Here is a 16500-nt window from a genome sequence, read left to right as displayed (position 1 = left end):
CTGAAGCTTTTTGGAGCAAACCGCAATGACCGTCCCCCATATTCCGCGCGGCCCCTTAATGGCCGACATTGCCGCCTTCCGCCTGACCGGAGAAGAAAAACAACGCCTGCTCGACCCCGCAATCGGCGGCATCATCCTCTTCCGCCGCAACTTCCAAAACATCGAACAGCTCAAAGAACTTACCGCCGAAATCAAATCCCTCCGCACCCCCGAACTCATTATCGCCGTCGATCACGAAGGCGGCAGGGTGCAACGGTTTATCGAAGGCTTTACCCGCCTGCCCGCAATGAACGTTTTAGGGCAAATTTGGGACAAAGACGGCGCGTCTGCTGCCGAAACCGCCGCCGGACAAGTCGGCCGGGTTTTGGCAACCGAGCTTTCCGCCTGCAACATCGATTTGTCCTTCACCCCCGTCTTAGATTTGGACTGGGGAAACTGCCCCGTCATCGGCAACCGCAGTTTCCACCGCAACCCCGAAGCAGTCGCCCGCCTTGCCCTCGCCCTTCAAAAAGGTTTGGCAAAAGGCGGTATGAAATCCTGCGGCAAACATTTTCCCGGACACGGCTTTGTCGAAGGGGACAGCCATTTGGTGCTGCCCGAAGACGGGCGCAGCCTCGACGAACTCGAAGCCGCCGACCTCATCCCTTTCCGCATTATGAGCCGCGAAGGTATGGCGGCGGTTATGCCCGCCCACGTCGTTTATCCGCAAGTGGACACAAAGCCCGCCGGGTTTTCCGAAATCTGGCTCAAACAAATTTTGCGCCGCGACATCGGGTTTAAAGGCGTGATTTTCTCGGACGATTTGACTATGGAGGGCGCGTGCGGGGCCGGCGGCATCAAAGAACGCGCCCGGCTGTCGTTTGAAGCGGGTTGCGACATCGTATTGGTTTGCAACCGTCCCGACCTTGTGGACGAACTGCGCGAAGATTTCCGCATTCCCGACAATCCCGCTTTGGCGCAACGTTGGCAATATATGGCCAACACGCTCGGCAGTGCCGCCGCGCAAGCCGTGATGCAGACGGCGGATTTCCAGGAGGCACAGGCCTTCGTTGCCGGCCTTGCCTCGCCGCAGGACACGGCGGGCGGCGTAAAAGTCGGAGAGTCCTTTTAAACCGGCTGCGTTTCAACAATCTGCCGATTCCAACCGTTTGTCAGGGAAAGGCAATGATTTTTTTCGGTCAGGTAGAAAGTTATCCTATTGGATTACTTGAAGATAAGTATGCTTATCAGCACTGTATCCAAACACAGTCCTTTAAATCCGCCCGATACGCGGCAAACAGGCAAAACGGTATAGGCACGCCGCACTTTTTGCGTTATAATCCCGTTCCAATCAATTCGGAATGTAGCGCAGCCCGGTAGCGCACTTCGTTCGGGACGAAGGGGTCGGAGGTTCGAATCCTCTCATTCCGACCATATTCAAACCGCCTCAGCATCGATTGCCGGGGCGGTTTTTCCTTTTGGCGGCAACAGAAAAATGCCGTCTGAAACAGCATTCTGTTTCAGACGGCATTTCGTTTTCCCCAACCCTGCCATTTGCGTGCGCCGACAAAGGGTATCGGCAAGGTTAAAAAGACTATCGAAATTTAGGAAGCCGAGCTTGTACCCAACGGCGGCATCTTATTCAGTAAGGTTACAAACCAATTAGGCAGCGGAAATGTCGGCAATTTCACGCGGAAGCGGTACACTTCTCGTATGTCAAACATCGGCAAAACGGTACGCCGTCCCTTTGAGTTACACTGCATAAACTACTCTATTCCCGCCCATTTGTGCGTCTGCACGCTTAACTGCCAATGCACCGGCGCGTCGGGGCGGCTGTTTAAAATACCGATTTGGCGGATGGTGTCGTAGATGTTCATTGCGCCGTTTTGTTCGCAGGGCGAAAGGTAGTAATGGCGCGCGCGGATTTTGCGTTCCATATTTTCGCAAAACGCAAGGACATCGCCGTCGGCAACAATCCGCACTTCGTCGGCTTCGGCGATGCAGTTGGTTTCATACTTGGCGGCGTAGCAGGCTTTGGGGCTGGTGGCGACGTAGTCGATTTGCGGCGGCGCGGGATTGAGTCCGTTGGTTTCGAGACAGAGGAAATAACCTTCGGCTTTGAGCGCGTCCAGCAGCGTATCGAGATGCGGCTGTATGGTCGGCTCGCCGCCGGTGATGATGATGTTGCGGGCGGCATAGGCTTTCAGACGGCCTAAGATGTCGGACAGGCTCATCATGCCGAATGTCAAATAATCGGTATCACACCAGCCGCAGGCGAGGTTGCATTTGCCCAAGCGGACGAAAACGGCAGGCATACCCGTGTTCCGGCCCTCGCCTTGCAGGCTCTCGAAAATTTCGACGATACGGTATTGCGGATTTTCGGGGGCGACATTGATTTTTTTCATGCCGCCAACACCGCTGCCGCCGCCAAAAATGCGGGCAAACCTTGTTTGACGAGTATGCCTTTGTTGCCGGACGAAAACGCGCCCCACGCGGCAGCAATCAATACGAAACCGAGAAACAGAATCGTCGCGCCGTAAACGGCGTTGTCCGGCGCGGCAAACCGCGACCACACCAGCCCGATGCCGAGAAAGCCGTTATACAGCCCTTGATTACTGAACAAGGTCTGCACTTGCTTTTGTTCCATAAATTCATAAGGCAGCTTGAATATTTCCGCCGCCTTTTCGCCGGGAATCTGCGTCATTTCCAGCCAGGCGATGTAGAAATGTTCGGCGGCGACGAGGAGGACTAAGAGGGTGGAGAGAAGTTTCATGGGTGTTCCTTTTAACGGGTGTATTTGATATGGAATGCCGTCTGAAAAAACGGGGGAATCCTTACTGGAAAAAAACCGTTTTATAGTGGATTAAATTTAAATCAGGACAAGGCGACGAAGCCGCAGACAGTACAGATAGTACGGCAAGGCGAGGCAACGCTGTACTGGTTTAAATTTAATCCACTATAAAGCAGATTCAAATAAGGACGCCCCACACTGTCATTCCCGCGCAGGCGGGAATCCAGAGAGTTGGAATTGCTGCAATTTTTAAATATTCCTGATAAATCAAGGTCTGGATTCCCGCCTGCGCGGGAATGACAGCTTAGTGCAAGTTTCATTCAAATTCACTATATCGATACGTTCAAACTATCTCCTACCCCCCTTCATACTCCGCACACGATGTCGGCGTTTCCCACAATTTCACGCCGCACACGTTCAGCCCCGCGTTTTGCAAACGGCCGTACATTTCGACCGCCATATTTTCGGCAGTGGTGCGGCAGGGCAGGCGCAGGGTTTTCATGTCCCAGCCCTCCAAAAGCGCGGCGATTTGGGATTCGCGGCCGTTGCCGCCGTGGTAGATAAACGCGTGGTCGAAGGGGTCGGTAATGTGTTGTTTCACAATGGCTTTCAAGTCGGTAAAGTCCATCACCATTCCGTCTTTCGGCCCGCCACTGACGATGCCGTCTGAAACGGTGATTTCGAGTTTGTAGGTATGCCCGTGCAGGTTTTGGCATTTGCCGTCATGCCCGTCGAGCATATGCGAGGAGTCGAAAGTGAAGATTTTGGTGATTTTCATGGGTTCTCAAATGGGCAAATAGCCCTGAAAGCCGATTTCGGCAGGCTTGCCGTGCGGATTCGGGGTCAGGCGGATATGGAAATTGCCGATGCGATCGAGCGCAAGCAGGTTGTCCACGTCTTTTAAGTTGTCTTTGTGCCGCTGCATATAACCGTTGGGCAGCAGGGTTTGCAGGGCTTTTTGTTTGGCTTCGGCAGGCGTGGCGGCGGCGAACAGCCCGAAAGCGTGCGCTTCGGCAAGCTGACCCGCGCGATAACCGCCGACATTGGCGAAATACAGGCGCGGGGCGTGTTCAGACGGCATTGCGGTATGTTCTTCCGCCTCACTCACGCAGACATCGTAACCGTCCGCCCATTCGACAATCTGCCAGCCGTCGATGTGGATTTTGTCCGCATCGCCAAACCACGCGGCTTTGAGTGCGGGGACGGCTTCGCGGTAGTCGTCGCACACGGCAAATTGGATGTCGTGCACTTCGATATTCGACCTGCCGGCATTGCCGCCGAGGTAAAACATATGGAGCTTGGGCATATCGTATTCCTTGTGGTTTGCGCGTGTTCAGACGGTCTTTTTATAGTAGATTAAATTTAAACCAGTACGGCGTTGCCTCGCCTTGCCGTACTATCTGTACTGTCTGCGGCTTCGTCGCCTTGTCCTGATTTTTGTTAATCCACTATACTTTCCAAATATTCCGCCAACCCGCGTTCGCGCAAGATACAGCTCGGGCATTCGTGGCAGCCGCCGACAATGCCGTTATAGCAGGTGTGGGTTTGCTCGCGGATATAGTCCAGCGCGCCCATTTCGTCCGCCAACGCCCAAGTTTGCGCCTTGGTCAGATACATCAGCGGCGTGTGGATTTGGAAATCATAGTCCATCGCCAAATTAAGGGTAACGTTCATCGATTTGACGAATACATCGCGGCAGTCGGGATAGCCGGAAAAATCGGTTTCGCACACGCCGGCGATGATGTGCCGTATCCCCTGCCCTTTGGCGTGAATCGCGGCGTAGAGCAGGAAAAGCGCGTTGCGTCCGTCCACAAAGGTGTTGGGAACGCCGTTATCGACGGTTTCGATGGCGGCGGCTTCGTCCATCAGGGCGTTGTGCGTGATGGTTTTCATCAAGTTTAAATCAACCAGTGTTTGTGGAACGCCCAAATCCTGTGCAATCCAAGCAGCGCGTTCCAGCTCGACGGCGTGGCGTTGCCCGTATTGGAAAGTAATCGCCCGGACGTTTTCGCGCCCGTAGGTTTGAACCGCCTGAATCAGGCAGGTGGTCGAATCCTGACCGCCCGAAAAGATGACCAGGGCTTGTTGGTTTGACATATCGAATCCTAGTTTTGGTAACGCGGGAGGGTTGCGAACCGCGAAGTTGGAAAAATCGGATTATAGCAAACTCCGGATGCGGATTGCGTACCGCCGCCGATGCCGTCTGAAGCCGCGGGGGCATCCGGTCGGGAAACGGCGCGGCTTGAAATCTCCGAAAAACAGCCTGTTCGCGGAATTTGACGCATCACGATGCGCCGCCCCCAGCCGGCCAAGACCTTGCCGATATTGGGAAAAAATAAAGGCTGCGTCTGAACCATCCGCCGATTCCGACTATTTGCCGGGGAAAAGGCAATTATTTTTCAGTATTGAAACGCCGTCAAAATAAAAAAATCGGGGGCTTATTCATTTTGTAGACGACATTTGAAAACGAAGCCCCCCATAAGCGATGCGCCTGCAAAGAATCCGGCCTGCCTTTATCCGGCCCCGCACCTGCGGCGCAACGGATGCCGGATTTGGGGACGGCGGCGGTTTCGGTTACAATTTGTGCTTTCCGTTCGGTACAGGCATATAAAAATGACGGTATTTTCAAAGTATTGGCAAAAAGGTATGGAAAACGGCGGCGTTGCCTTCCTGCTGTTTGTCGCCCGCCGTTTCAGCGAAGAGCGCGTACCTCAGGCGGCGGCGAGTATGACGTTTACCACGCTGCTGGCTTTGGTGCCGGTGCTGACGGTAACGGTGGCGGCGGTTTCGGTCTTTCCGGTATTTGAGAGCTGGTCGGGTGCGTTTGTGTCCTTCGTCAAACAAACCGTCGTGCCGCAAGGGGCGGACAAGGTGCTGGATTACCTCGACGCGTTCCGCCGGCAGGCAGGCAGCCTGACCGCCATCGGCAGCGTGATGCTGTTCGTCACGTCGCTGATGCTGGTTCGGACGATAGACCAGGCGTTTAACCGCATTTGGCGCGTCGGCGCGCAGCGTCCTTGGATGATGCAGTTCCTCGTTTATTGGGCCCTGCTGACTTGCGGGCCGCTGTTTTTGGGCGTGGGCATCTCGCTGACGGCGGGATGGGGGGAATCGTGGCTGTTGCGCCCGCTGGCGATGCCGCTGGGAACGGTGCTGCTGTTGTGGGGGCTGTACTGCTTTGTCCCCAACCGTTTCGTACCCGCGCGGCACGCCTTGATCGGGGCGGCGGCGACGGCTTTGTGCCTGTGGTGCGCGCGCGCGGTTTTCGTGTGGTATATGGGCAGTTTCGACGGCTACCGCTCGATTTACGGCGCGTTTGCCGCCGTGCCGTTTTTCCTGTTGTGGCTGAACCTGTTGTGGACGCTGGTCTTGGGCGGGGCGGTGCTGACGGCCTCCCTGTCGTATTGGCAGGGTGGGGCGTTTCGGAAAAATGCGGACGCGCGCGGCGGCTTTGACGATGTGTTGGACATTTTACTCTTGCTCGACGCGGCGCAAAAACGCGGCAAAGCCCTGCGGGTCCGGCAGTTCAGACGGCATATCGGTATGGGCTACGACGAGTTGGGCGCGCTCTTGGACAAACTGGCGCACTACGGTTATGTTTATTCCGGGCGGCAGGGCTGGGTTTTAAAGACAGGGGCGGATGCCATTAAATTAGACATACTCTTCAAACGCTTTGCGTACCGCCCTTGCGCCGCCAATCAAAACCCTGTCGGACAAGCCGTCGGCAGGCTGGTGCAACCCTGCCTTCAATCTTTAGAGATAACGCTGGCGGAGTTTGCCGCGCAAACCGGGCAAACCGCCCCCCAGCCGTCCCAACCGCTGTCCGAAGGATAAAACGATGCAGCCGAAAAACCTCCTCATCTTCATTTCCGCAGCCGCCTTTGCTTCGGCGCGCGCCGATGCGCCCGACGGCGTTTTTACCGTCAACTTCCAATCCCCGAGCGGCAACATCGTCTGCGGAGGCGACACCGGACCGCAGGAAGGCGAAGAACCGTGGCACGGCGTATCCTGCTTCATCCACGAAACCGGCAATACCAAACCCGCTATGCCGAAACCCAAAGGATGCGGATTCGACTGGGGCAACGTGTTCAATATCGACAACAAAGGGAAAGCCTATATGAGCTGTTACAGCGACTACCCGTACAGCCCCGAACCGCCCGTCCTCGCCTACGGCAGCAGCATCAAAGGCACAGGTTGGCAGTGCGGCAGCCTCGAAAACGGCGTACTCTGCACCAACTCGGCAGGACACGGCTTCCTGCTCAACCGCAAACGGCAGCGTATGTTTTAAAACAGAATGCCGTCCGAACCGCAGTTTTGCAGCGTTCGGACGGCATACCCGCCAACCACACAAAGGAAAAACCATGAGCAAAAAAATCAAAGCCGGCATTGTCGGCGCGACGGGCTACACGGGCGTGGAACTGCTGCGCCTGCTTGCCGCCCATCCCGATGTCGAAGTCGCCGCCGTAACCAGCCGCAGCGAAGCGGGAACCGCAGTTGCCGATTACTTTCCAAGTCTGCGCGGCGTGTACGGCCTCGCCTTCCAAACGCCCGACGAGGCAGGTTTGGAACAATGCGACATCGTCTTCTTCGCCACGCCCAACGGCATCGCCATGAAAGACGCGCCGCGCCTGATTGAACAGGGCGTGCGCGTCATCGACCTTTCCGCCGACTTCCGCATACGCGACATCCCGGTATGGGAACACTGGTACGGTATGCCCCACGCCGCCCCCGGCCTCGTTTCCCAAGCCGTGTACGGATTGAGCGAACTCAACCGCGAAGCCGTCGCACAGGCGCGCCTCGTCGCCAACCCGGGCTGCTATCCGACCTGCGTATCCCTGCCGCTCGTGCCGCTGTTGCGGCAAGGCCGTCTGAAGCCCGGTATGCCGCTGATTGCCGACTGCAAATCCGGCGTATCCGGCGCGGGCAGGAAAGGCAATGTCGGTTCGCTGTTGTGCGAAGCCGGCGACAACTTCAAAGCCTACGGCATAGCCGGACACCGCCACCTGCCCGAAATCAGACAGACCATCGCCGGGCTTCAGGACGGCATCGCCGAAGGATTCGTGTTCACGCCGCACCTCGCGCCGATGATACGCGGTATGCACGCCACCGTTTACCTCCACCTTTCAGACGGCATCTGCCCCGAAACCGTCCTGCGCGACTATTACCGCGACAGCCCGTTCGTGGACATCCTGCCTGCCGGTTCGACACCCGAAACCCGCAGCGTGCGCGGCGCAAACCTCTGCCGCATCAGCATCCAACAGGCGGCGCAATCCGACGTGTGGGTCGTCCTTTCCGTCATCGACAACCTCGTCAAAGGCGCGGCGGGACAGGCGGTGCAAAACATGAACATTATGTTCGGACTGGAGGAAACGCACGGCTTGGGCGGCATCCCCCTGCTCCCCTGAAGCGCAAACGGCAAACCGCAGGCATCGTGCCTGCGGTTTTTTGATGCCGTCTGAAAGCGGCGGTTTTTTGATTCGGACGGTTTTTGGCTCATCATTCCCGCGAAAACAAAAACCTAAAATCCCGTCATTCCCGCAAAAGCGGGAATCTAGTTTATCCGGCTTCAGCGATTTCCGACACATTTCCACACGCTTCGATTCCGTCATTTCTCCGGTTTCAGTCATTGCCGATAACACCGTGGTTTTTTCATTTCCAGATTCCCGCCTCCGCGGGAATGACGGCGGAAGGCTTGCCGTTTTTCCCGATAAGTCTCTGCGGCTTCTCATTGCCGGTTTCCGCCCACTTGGCAATAACGGGATTTGAAATGATGAAAATGTGTCAAAAATAGCGAAAATCAGATTCCGTTGCACTTTTTTCCAATATTTCCGGCGGCATTTCGCTCACACGCCCAAATACCTTTCCCTGCCGGAAAGCCATCTTGCCAAATGCGCTTCGACGATTTCGGGGTTTTGTTCAATCAGCATCGGGGCAGTTTCGCGCGCTTGTTCCAAAAGGTGTAAGTCTTCTTCAAGCTTGGCGAAGCGCAGCATAGGCACGCCGCTTTGGCGCGCGCCGAGAAATTCGCCGGGGCCGCGGATGTTGAGGTCTTGGCGGGCGATTTCAAAGCCGTCGGTGTGTTCGTAAATCACTTTCAACCGCGCTTTGGCGAGTTCGCCCAAGGATTCGGCAAATAAGAGGACGCACACGCTTTCTGCCGCGCCGCGCCCTACCCGCCCGCGTAATTGGTGCAGCTGCGCCAAGCCCATGCGCTCGGCGTGTTCGATGACCATCAGGGCGGCGTTGGGCACATCTACGCCGACTTCGATGACGGTGGTGGCGACTAAGACATTCAGTTCCCCCGAAGAAAACCGCGCCATCACTTCGGCCTTTTCGGCGGCCTTCATGCGCCCGTGTACCAGTCCGATATTGAGTTCGGGCAATGCCGTCTGAAGCCGGGCGAGGGTTTCGGCGGCGGTTTGCAATTGCAGGGTTTCGCTTTCTTCAATCAGCGGACAAACCCAATACGCCTGCCGCCCTTTGCGGCAAGTATTGAGGACGAAGCCTTCGACTTCGGCGCGGCGGACGTTGTTGACGAGGCGGGTTTTAATCGGTGTGCGCCCGGGCGGCAATTCGTCGATGACGGACACGTCCAAATCGGCGAAAAAACTCATCGCAAGCGTGCGCGGGATGGGCGTGGCGGACATCATCAGCTGGTGGACTTCGCGCCCTTTGTTTTTGAGGGCGAGGCGTTGGGCAACGCCGAAACGGTGCTGTTCGTCCACGATGGTCAGGCCCAAATTGTGAAACGCCACGCCGTCTGAAAACAGGGCGTGCGTGCCGACGGCGATTTTGACGCTGCCGTCGGCGAGTTTGGCTTTGGCTTCGTCTTTAGCTTTTTTACGCAAACTGCCAAAAAGGCGGACAACCTCAATACCCAAAGGTTCGAGCCATTGTTTAAATTTAATAAAATGTTGTTCGGCAAGGATTTCAGTGGGGGCCATCACGGCAACCTGTGCGCCAGATTCAATAGCCGTCAAAGCAGACAAGGCGGCGACTATGGTTTTGCCACTGCCGACATCGCCTTGCAGCAGGCGGTGCATCGGGTGCGTTTGCGCCATATCGGTTTGAACTTCCGCCAACACGTTTTCTTGTGCATCGGTCAGGGCAAACGGCAGGGCGCGGCGCAGGGCTTGGGTCAATACGCCATTGCCGCGCAATGCCGCCGCCGAGCCGCCGATGCGCTTCTGCCGTGCCAAGCGCATAGAAAGCTGTTGCGCCAAAAGTTCGTCGAATTTGAGCCGCTGCCACGCCGGCAGCGCGCCGTCTGAAAGCTGATGAATCGTGAAACTCGGCGGCGGCGCGTGCAGAAGACGCAGGCTTTCGGCAAGGTGCGGCAGCTCCAGACGGCATAGCAGGGCATCGGGCAGCGTGTCGTGCAGCGGCGTAACGTCCAACGCCGTCTGAATGATGCGGCGCAAAGTGGGCTGGTTCAAACCGTTTACGGTCGGATAAATCGGCGTGAGGCTTTCCGCCAAACCACTGCTCTCGGCATCACGGATTTTGGGATGAATCATCTCATCGCCGTAAAACCCGTGTTTGATTTCTCCCACGGCGCGGATGCGTTTACCGACCGCCATCTGTTTCTGATGGCCGGCGTAAAAGTGGATGAAGCGCAGAAAAAGGACGCTGCCTGAGCCGTCGGCAATTTGGACAATCAGCTGCTTGCGCGGTTTGAACGTTACTTCCTGATGGATAACCTCACCCTCAACCTGACACGGCACGCCGATCGGCGCGTCCTTAATCGGCATAATGTGCGTCTCGTCCTCGTAACGCAGCGGCAGATGCAAAACCAAATCCCACGCGGTATGGAGGTTGAGTTTGTCGAGCTTCTTGGCGGAAACATCGGTGATTTTGAGCTGTTTCTGGGTTTCGGGCGACATCATAGGCGGATTCCTTTGGACGCGCCTATTTTATCCGAAAACAAAAATGCCGTCTGAAACGGATTCAGACGGCATCGGCAGGCAGGAATCAAGCCCCGGCGGCTTCGGCTTCCTGCTGTTGTTGGTAAATCGCCTCAAAATTAATCGGCGCAAGCAGGACGGGCGGGAAGCCGGCGCGCGTTACCGTACCGGAAACCGCTTCGCGCGCGTAAGGGAAGAGGATGTTCGGACACGCCACGCCGAGCAGCAGGTCGGCATCTTCTTCGGGGATGTTTTCCAGACGGAAAATACCGCTTTGGGTTACTTCGTTCAAAAACATCGTGCGCTCGTTATCCAATTTGGCGGTAACGGTAACGGTAACGTCCACGTTGTAGTAACCGTCTTCCAGCTTTTGGCTGCCGGTGGAAACGCGCATATCCACTTCGGGCTCGCCCTGTTCCAAAAAGATTTGCGGCGCGTGCGGCACTTCCAAAGACAAGTCTTTGACATACAGTCGCTCGATGCTGAATACGGGTTGCAGTTCTTCGCTCATTGTGTTTTCCTAGTTGGGGGTTAAGGGTTCAGCAGTCCGTCCAAACCGCCTTCCTGCTGGAGGCGGTAGAGGTCGGTAAATCCGCCGACGTGCGTTTCGCCGATGAAAATCTGCGGCACGCTGCGCTGTCCCGAAAGCTGCTGCATTTCGGCAAAGGCTTCGGGGCTTGCATCGACACGGATTTCGTCGATATGTCCGACACCTGCCGCGTGCAGCAGCCTTTTCGCCATCGTGCAGTAGGGACAAAACGGACCTGTGTACATGGTAACGGTCTGCATATTGGGTTTCCGAAAGTTTTGCAATGATAATCAATATAGGGGCAATCGCTCCGTTTGGCAAGTGCGGAACAGATGCACATTCAGACGGCAAGTGCGGAATGTGTCAAACTTTCTTTTTTAAAGTATGATAGGCATTGTGAAAAATATTTTTGCACCCGCGCTGCGCGGCGGAACGGGTGCAAAAATATTTTTATTACATTTTCAGGAAAAACCATGTTGTCAGGACTCCCCATCCCCAAAGACATCGCGCGCCCGCCCGAAACGATATTGGTCAACATCACGCCGCAGGAAACGCGTGTGGCGGTGTTGGAGGAAAACAATATCTGCGAGCTGCACATCGAGCGCAACAGCGGGCACAGCCTGGTCGGCAATATCTATTTGGGCGTGGTGCGCCGCGTATTGCCCGGAATGCAGAGCGCGTTCATCGACATTGGTTTGGAACGCGCGGCGTTTTTACACATCGTCGATGTCCTCGAGCAACGCCGTAACCCCGAAGAAACCCAGCGCATCGAACATATGCTGTTTGAAGGGCAGTCGGTTTTGGTGCAGGTCATCAAAGACCCCATCAACACCAAAGGCGCGCGGCTTTCCACCCAAATCTCGCTGGCGGGGCGTTTCCTCGTCCACCTTCCGCAGGAAGACCACATCGGCGTATCCCAGCGCATCGAGGACGATGCCGAACGCAGCAGCCTGCGCGAACGCCTCAACAAGCTCCTGCCGGAAAACGCCTGCCGGGGCTACATCATCCGCACCAACGCCGAAAACGCCACCGACGAACAGCTCCAGTCCGACATCGACTACCTGACCAAAGTGTGGGAACACATCCAAGAACAGGCAAAAATCCAACCGCCCGAAACCCTGCTTTATCAGGATTTGCCTTTAAGCCTGCGCGTGTTGCGCGATATGGTCGGCTGCGACACGCAGAAAATCCTCGTCGATTCCACCGTAAACCACGGACGGATGACGCGTTTTGCCGAACAATACGTCCACGGCGCATTGGGCAGGATAGAATTGTTCAAGGGCGAACGCCCGCTGTTTGAAACCCACAACGTCGAACAGGAAATCAGCCGCGCCCTGCAACCGCGCGTCAACCTCAACTTCGGCAGCTACCTGATTATCGAGTCCACCGAAGCGATGACCACGATAGATGTAAATACCGGCGGCTTCGTCGGCGCACGCAATTTCGATGAAACCATCTTCCGCACCAACCTTGAAGCCTGCCACACCATCGCCCGCGAATTGAGGCTGCGTAACCTCGGCGGCATCATCATCATCGACTTCATCGATATGGCGCAGGAAAGCCACCGCGAAGCCGTGTTGCAGGAGCTTGCCAAAGCCCTCGCCTTCGACCGCACGCGCATCACCCTGCACGGCTTTACCCATTTGGGGCTGGTCGAGCTGACGCGCAAACGTTCGCGCGAAAACTTAAACCAAGTCCTCTGCGAACCCTGCCCTTCCTGCCAAGGCAGAGGCCGTCTGAAAACGCCGCAAACCGTGTGCTACGAAATCCAGCGCGAAATCGTCCGCGAAGCGCGCCGTTACGATGCCGAAAGTTTCCGCATCCTCGCCGCCCCCAACGTTATCGATTTGTTTTTGGACGAAGAATCGCAATCCTTGGCAATGCTGATAGATTTCATCGGCAAACCGATTTCGCTGGCGGTCGAAACCGCTTACACACAGGAACAATACGATATTGTGCTGATGTAAAAATGCCGTCTGAAGCCTTCAGACGGCATCTGTCTATTTCAGGGTTTCCTTGTCCAACAAGGCGCGTATCAGCAGCCTGAGACCTTTGCAAAATTCCCCAAAATCCCCTAAATTCCCACCCAGACATTTAGGGGATTTTCCATGAACACCTTCTTCCGGCAAACCGCACAAGCCATGATTGCCAAGCACATTGACCGCTTCCCACTATTGAAGTTGGATCAGGTGATTGATTGGCAACCGATCAAGCAGTACCTGAACCGTCAAAGAACCCGTTACCTTCGAGACCACCGCGGCCTCCCCGCCTATCCACTGCTATCCATGTTCAAAGCCGTCCTGCTCGGACAATGGCACAGCCTCTCCGATCCCGAACTCGAACACAGCCTCATCACCCGCATCGACTTCAACCTGTTTTGCCGTTTCGACGAACTGGGCATCCCCGATTACAGCACCTTATGCCGCTACCGCAACCGGCGGCGCAAGACGACACCCTGTCCGAATTGCCGGAACTGATTAATCGACAATTGACCGAAAAAGGCCTAAAAGTAGAGAAAGCATCCGCCGTCGTCATTGATGCCACCATTATTCAGACCGCCGGCAGCAAACAGCGTCAGGCTATAGAAGTCGATGGGGAAGGACAAGTCAGCGGCCAAACCACACCGAGTCAAGACAGCGATGCCCCTTGGATAAAGAAAAACGGTTTATACAGACTCGGTTACAAACAACATACCCGTACCGATGAGGAAGGCTATATCGGGAAACTGCACATTACCCCCGCCAATACCCATGAGTGCAACCACCTGTCGCCTTTGCTGGAAGGACTGCAAATTTTGCCAAAACAGAAGCACGTTCTACGTTTTAAAACCGCTCAAATCCCTTTCGTCAGTCGCTCAAATTCAGCAATGCTCATGGGCGTGTGGCTTTTTATCAGCACGATTTTATCCACGCGGCGGACGAGTTGCAGGGTGCAATCGGAAAAGCGCAGGGTTGTATCCGTCCAATCCAGATAACTGTATTTGGTTTCCAGCAGGTCTTTTCGGTCGGAAAATTGGGGAATCAGGTAGAAATAGTGGTGCAATGCCTGATGATAATCGTCGAAGGCAACCTCTTCAAAATAAAATAATTTCCCCTGTACTTCAATTTGTTGGGCGCGTACGAATTGACCGCGCTTGAGCAGGCGGGCAGGACGTTTGCCGACAAAACAGAAGATGAGGACGGCGAAGACAAAAGCAAAAAGAAACCACATTGTTTTAAAAAACCGTCTGAAGCAGACGTTCAGACGGCATATCGATTATTTCACTTCGGTAAACGTGCCTTTGTAATTCAGGAACGTATGGTCGGGCAAAGTGATGTTGGTGTAAACGACGGCGTTGTTGAAATCTTCGACGTGGGTTACGGTCGAGCCATCAGGCTCTGCCCAGGTAACCATAAACACCATGTCGGCGACTTCGGTTGCGGTGTAGTTTACTTTGACCTCGGGTTCGGCAACGGGTTTTGCCGTGCCGATGCTGGTAAAGGTCATGGTTTTGCCGTCTGCGTCAAAATTCAGGTGGTAAGCCAGTTCGCCGAATTTTGCTTGGTAGATTTTGCCGACAGGGGGAAATTTATTGGGGCTGTACTAGATTAGCCCTAAATTCCACACCAATCCCGTAGAATTTTTAGCTGCCGGGACGGTGTGCCGAAGTTAAATCGAAATTCGCATTCTTTCAAGAACAGCGGGAAAGATTTACGATCGATTCCGTTGTATTTTCGCAAGACGCGTTTTGACTGATTCCAAAAGTTCTCAATGCCGTTAATGTGGTTTTGACGGTCTGCAAATTCCTTGGAATGGTTGATACGGTAATGGATAAAACCGCTCACGTCCAACTTGTCGTAGCTGCTCAGACTATCGGTATAAACAATACTGTCCGGCATGATTTTCTTTTTGATGACAGGGAGTAACGTTTCAGACTTGGCATTATCTACGATAACGGTATAGACCCGTCCGTTGCGTTTCAGAATGCCGAAGACAACCACTTTTCCTGCCGCACCGCGACCACGTCTGCCTTTACGCCGTCCGCCGAAATAGCTTTCGTCCAGCTCGACAGGGCCCTCAAAAACCTCATCGGCAGCCAAGGCCAAATGATAATTGATAACCGTGCGGATTTTACGGTAGAACAGTGCTGCCGAATTGGGATGGATACCCAAAATATCGGCGGCAGAACGGGCGGTAACTTCCAGCACAAAAAAACGGAGCAGTTCTTTCTGTACTTTTTTCTTTAATTTGCAGTGTGTTATCTTCATACTTTGAGGGTAACATATCTGCTAATCTAGTACAGCCCCAATTTATTTGCCATGATAGGCTCCTTCTTCGTTAAAAATTCGTTGTCAAACAATTATTTCACAGGGAACATTGCGTTGCCGTTTACGGCTTTATCCGCAGGCACTTCTTCCTGCATCACGTCCCAATGTTCCACCACTTTGCCGTTTTCCAAGCGGAAAATATCAACGGCAAGCATGGTTTTGCCGCCCCAGTTGTTGTAGCGGCCATGAACCATCACATAATCGCCGTCTTCCATAATGATGCCTTGTTCATAGCTCATCGCTTGTGCATCCGGCGATTGGATAAAACCGCGCAATACGTCCAAACCGTTGGGCATACTTGGGTTATGTTGGATCATATCGCCCGCCCAGTAGGTTTCGGCTTTTGCCACGTCTTTTTGGTTGAAAACAACATCTAAATAATCGCTCACGATTTTTGCATTAGACATAAAAATTCCTCTTAAAATGATAGTAAAAACAGCTAATTGCCGAAGCAAAAAGCGTGTAAAGATAGCACGTTGGTTGCGTGCCGTAAACCTGCTGACAAACAAGCAGGAAACTTTTGATTAATCGGCAATCGCCGCCACCTCAAAGCCCAAATGGTGCATCCATTCGCGCATCACCAATACAAACGCTGCCGATGTCGCATGATGGGCAAGTTTTGGCAAATCGCGGGTTGGGCGGTAGCCTGCTAATACAGCGAATGCTGTTTCAAAAATCTCGGTGGAAATCTGCCGATTTTCATCCGCCAATATTTGCAACGGTTCGGCGTGATAAAGTTCAATCACACGATAATCTTTTAAAACGTCGCGGTAAGGCGAAATCAAATCTTCCACTTGCATAATGGCTTCTTCCCACGCCATTTCGCTTGGCGGATAGGGCGTGAATCGGGCTTGCAGCTTTGCAATGGAAAGCGGAATGTCAATGGTTTGTCCGCCGAATTGCAGCACTAATTTTTCCGATTCAAAATAAAGTTTGGCGTTCATTTTGCCTCCTATTTTAGTAGGCGGGCATTCTTGCCCACCGTTTTCA

At 54.5% G+C, this 16500-nt stretch carries 19 protein-coding genes, 1 tRNA gene and 2 pseudogenes; 9 read left to right on the top strand and 13 right to left on the bottom strand.

Annotated features, from left to right (window positions below; translation table 11 throughout):
• Window positions 1–25: 25 nt before the first annotated feature.
• The gene (nagZ, locus tag FGL10_RS11315; protein ID WP_036470070.1) at window positions 26–1111 is read left to right on the top strand and encodes a beta-N-acetylhexosaminidase; all 1086 of its coding nucleotides are present in this window, start codon (window positions 26–28) and stop codon (window positions 1109–1111) included.
• 225 nt (window positions 1112–1336) lie between these two features.
• Window positions 1337–1413: transfer RNA gene (locus tag FGL10_RS11310), tRNA-Pro, on the top strand.
• Between the two features lie 332 nt (window positions 1414–1745).
• Here FGL10_RS11310 and FGL10_RS11305 read toward each other — a convergent pair.
• Complete coding sequence (locus tag FGL10_RS11305; RefSeq protein WP_003710160.1) at window positions 1746–2384, bottom strand: 7-carboxy-7-deazaguanine synthase QueE; 639 nt, start codon at window positions 2382–2384, stop codon at window positions 1746–1748.
• The gene (locus FGL10_RS11300; protein WP_003710162.1) at window positions 2381–2752 is read right to left on the bottom strand and encodes a DUF1304 domain-containing protein; all 372 of its coding nucleotides are present in this window, start codon (window positions 2750–2752) and stop codon (window positions 2381–2383) included. Before FGL10_RS11300 ends, FGL10_RS11305 begins: the two co-directional genes overlap by 4 nt.
• A 72-nt stretch (window positions 2753–2824) precedes the next feature.
• Here FGL10_RS11300 and FGL10_RS12230 point away from each other — a divergent pair.
• Window positions 2825–2938: pseudogene (locus FGL10_RS12230) on the top strand (IS5/IS1182 family transposase); the annotation flags it as partial.
• A 187-nt stretch (window positions 2939–3125) separates the two neighbouring features.
• Here FGL10_RS12230 and queD read toward each other — a convergent pair.
• The 3 genes from queD to queC all read right to left on the bottom strand — a co-directional run bounded on the left by queD (window position 3126) and on the right by queC (window position 4867).
• Complete coding sequence (gene queD, locus FGL10_RS11290) at window positions 3126–3548, bottom strand: 6-carboxytetrahydropterin synthase QueD (RefSeq protein ID WP_003710165.1); 423 nt, start codon at window positions 3546–3548, stop codon at window positions 3126–3128.
• A gap of 6 nt (window positions 3549–3554) precedes the next feature.
• Window positions 3555–4076 (bottom strand): DUF1543 domain-containing protein, encoded by a 522-nt coding sequence (locus tag FGL10_RS11285; protein WP_003710167.1) that lies wholly within the window; start codon window positions 4074–4076, stop codon window positions 3555–3557.
• 134 nt (window positions 4077–4210) lie between these two features.
• The gene (gene queC / locus FGL10_RS11275; RefSeq protein WP_003710170.1) at window positions 4211–4867 is read right to left on the bottom strand and encodes a 7-cyano-7-deazaguanine synthase QueC; all 657 of its coding nucleotides are present in this window, start codon (window positions 4865–4867) and stop codon (window positions 4211–4213) included.
• A 516-nt stretch (window positions 4868–5383) separates the two neighbouring features.
• Between queC and FGL10_RS11260 the strand changes: the two genes are divergently transcribed.
• From FGL10_RS11260 to FGL10_RS12225, 4 genes are all read left to right on the top strand, one after another.
• Window positions 5384–6604: a YihY family inner membrane protein gene (locus FGL10_RS11260; protein ID WP_003710175.1), complete on the top strand. Its 1221-nt coding sequence runs from the start codon at window positions 5384–5386 to the stop codon at window positions 6602–6604.
• 4 nt (window positions 6605–6608) lie between these two features.
• Window positions 6609–7058 carry a DUF6636 domain-containing protein gene (locus FGL10_RS11255; protein ID WP_003710179.1) on the top strand — a complete coding sequence of 150 codons (450 nt, stop codon included), beginning with the start codon at window positions 6609–6611 and terminating at the stop codon, window positions 7056–7058.
• A 73-nt stretch (window positions 7059–7131) separates the two neighbouring features.
• Entirely contained in the window at window positions 7132–8175 is a 1044-nt protein-coding gene (argC, locus tag FGL10_RS11250; RefSeq protein WP_003710180.1) for an N-acetyl-gamma-glutamyl-phosphate reductase, read from the top strand.
• A gap of 43 nt (window positions 8176–8218) precedes the next feature.
• The gene (locus tag FGL10_RS12225; protein ID WP_003710183.1) at window positions 8219–8536 is read left to right on the top strand and encodes a hypothetical protein; all 318 of its coding nucleotides are present in this window, start codon (window positions 8219–8221) and stop codon (window positions 8534–8536) included.
• A gap of 77 nt (window positions 8537–8613) precedes the next feature.
• On the opposite strand, the gene recG is transcribed toward FGL10_RS12225, so the two are convergent.
• The 3 genes from recG to grxC all read right to left on the bottom strand — a co-directional run bounded on the left by recG (window position 8614) and on the right by grxC (window position 11463).
• Complete coding sequence (gene recG / locus FGL10_RS11245; protein WP_003710185.1) at window positions 8614–10656, bottom strand: ATP-dependent DNA helicase RecG; 2043 nt, start codon at window positions 10654–10656, stop codon at window positions 8614–8616.
• 85 nt (window positions 10657–10741) lie between these two features.
• Window positions 10742–11185 (bottom strand): protein-export chaperone SecB, encoded by a 444-nt coding sequence (gene secB / locus FGL10_RS11240; protein ID WP_002226664.1) that lies wholly within the window; start codon window positions 11183–11185, stop codon window positions 10742–10744.
• 20 nt (window positions 11186–11205) lie between these two features.
• Entirely contained in the window at window positions 11206–11463 is a 258-nt protein-coding gene (gene grxC / locus FGL10_RS11235) for a glutaredoxin 3 (RefSeq protein WP_002214462.1), read from the bottom strand.
• Window positions 11464–11676: 213 nt separating this feature from the next.
• On the opposite strand from grxC, the gene rng reads away from it, so the two are divergent.
• Window positions 11677–13170, top strand: coding sequence for a ribonuclease G (rng, locus tag FGL10_RS11230; protein ID WP_003710189.1), 1494 nt, complete (start codon window positions 11677–11679; stop codon window positions 13168–13170).
• Window positions 13171–13311: 141 nt separating this feature from the next.
• Window positions 13312–13991, top strand: a pseudogene (locus FGL10_RS11225) (transposase); the annotation flags it as partial.
• A gap of 44 nt (window positions 13992–14035) precedes the next feature.
• On the opposite strand, the gene FGL10_RS11220 reads toward FGL10_RS11225, so the two are convergent.
• The 5 genes from FGL10_RS11220 to FGL10_RS11195 all read right to left on the bottom strand — a co-directional run bounded on the left by FGL10_RS11220 (window position 14036) and on the right by FGL10_RS11195 (window position 16454).
• On the bottom strand, window positions 14036–14413 hold the full coding sequence (locus FGL10_RS11220; RefSeq protein ID WP_036470078.1) for a hypothetical protein: 378 nt from the start codon (window positions 14411–14413) through the stop codon (window positions 14036–14038).
• 45 nt (window positions 14414–14458) lie between these two features.
• Window positions 14459–14752 (bottom strand): MoaF-related domain-containing protein, encoded by a 294-nt coding sequence (locus FGL10_RS11215; RefSeq protein WP_036470080.1) that lies wholly within the window; start codon window positions 14750–14752, stop codon window positions 14459–14461.
• Between the two features lie 44 nt (window positions 14753–14796).
• Window positions 14797–15450, bottom strand: a complete 654-nt coding sequence (locus FGL10_RS11210) for an IS1595 family transposase (protein ID WP_003710196.1) — start codon at window positions 15448–15450, stop codon at window positions 14797–14799.
• A gap of 92 nt (window positions 15451–15542) precedes the next feature.
• A complete protein-coding gene (locus FGL10_RS11205; protein ID WP_003710199.1) occupies window positions 15543–15917 on the bottom strand; it encodes a nuclear transport factor 2 family protein in 375 nt (124 codons plus the stop codon).
• Window positions 15918–16034: 117 nt separating this feature from the next.
• Entirely contained in the window at window positions 16035–16454 is a 420-nt protein-coding gene (locus tag FGL10_RS11195; protein WP_003710200.1) for a hypothetical protein, read from the bottom strand.
• Window positions 16455–16500: the final 46 nt, after the last annotated feature.

The organism is Neisseria lactamica, assembly GCF_901482445.1.
Classification (GTDB): Bacteria; Pseudomonadota; Gammaproteobacteria; order Burkholderiales; family Neisseriaceae; genus Neisseria; species Neisseria lactamica.
Note: the sequence above shows the minus strand (reverse complement) of the source record. Positions and strands in the feature narration are given on the sequence as shown.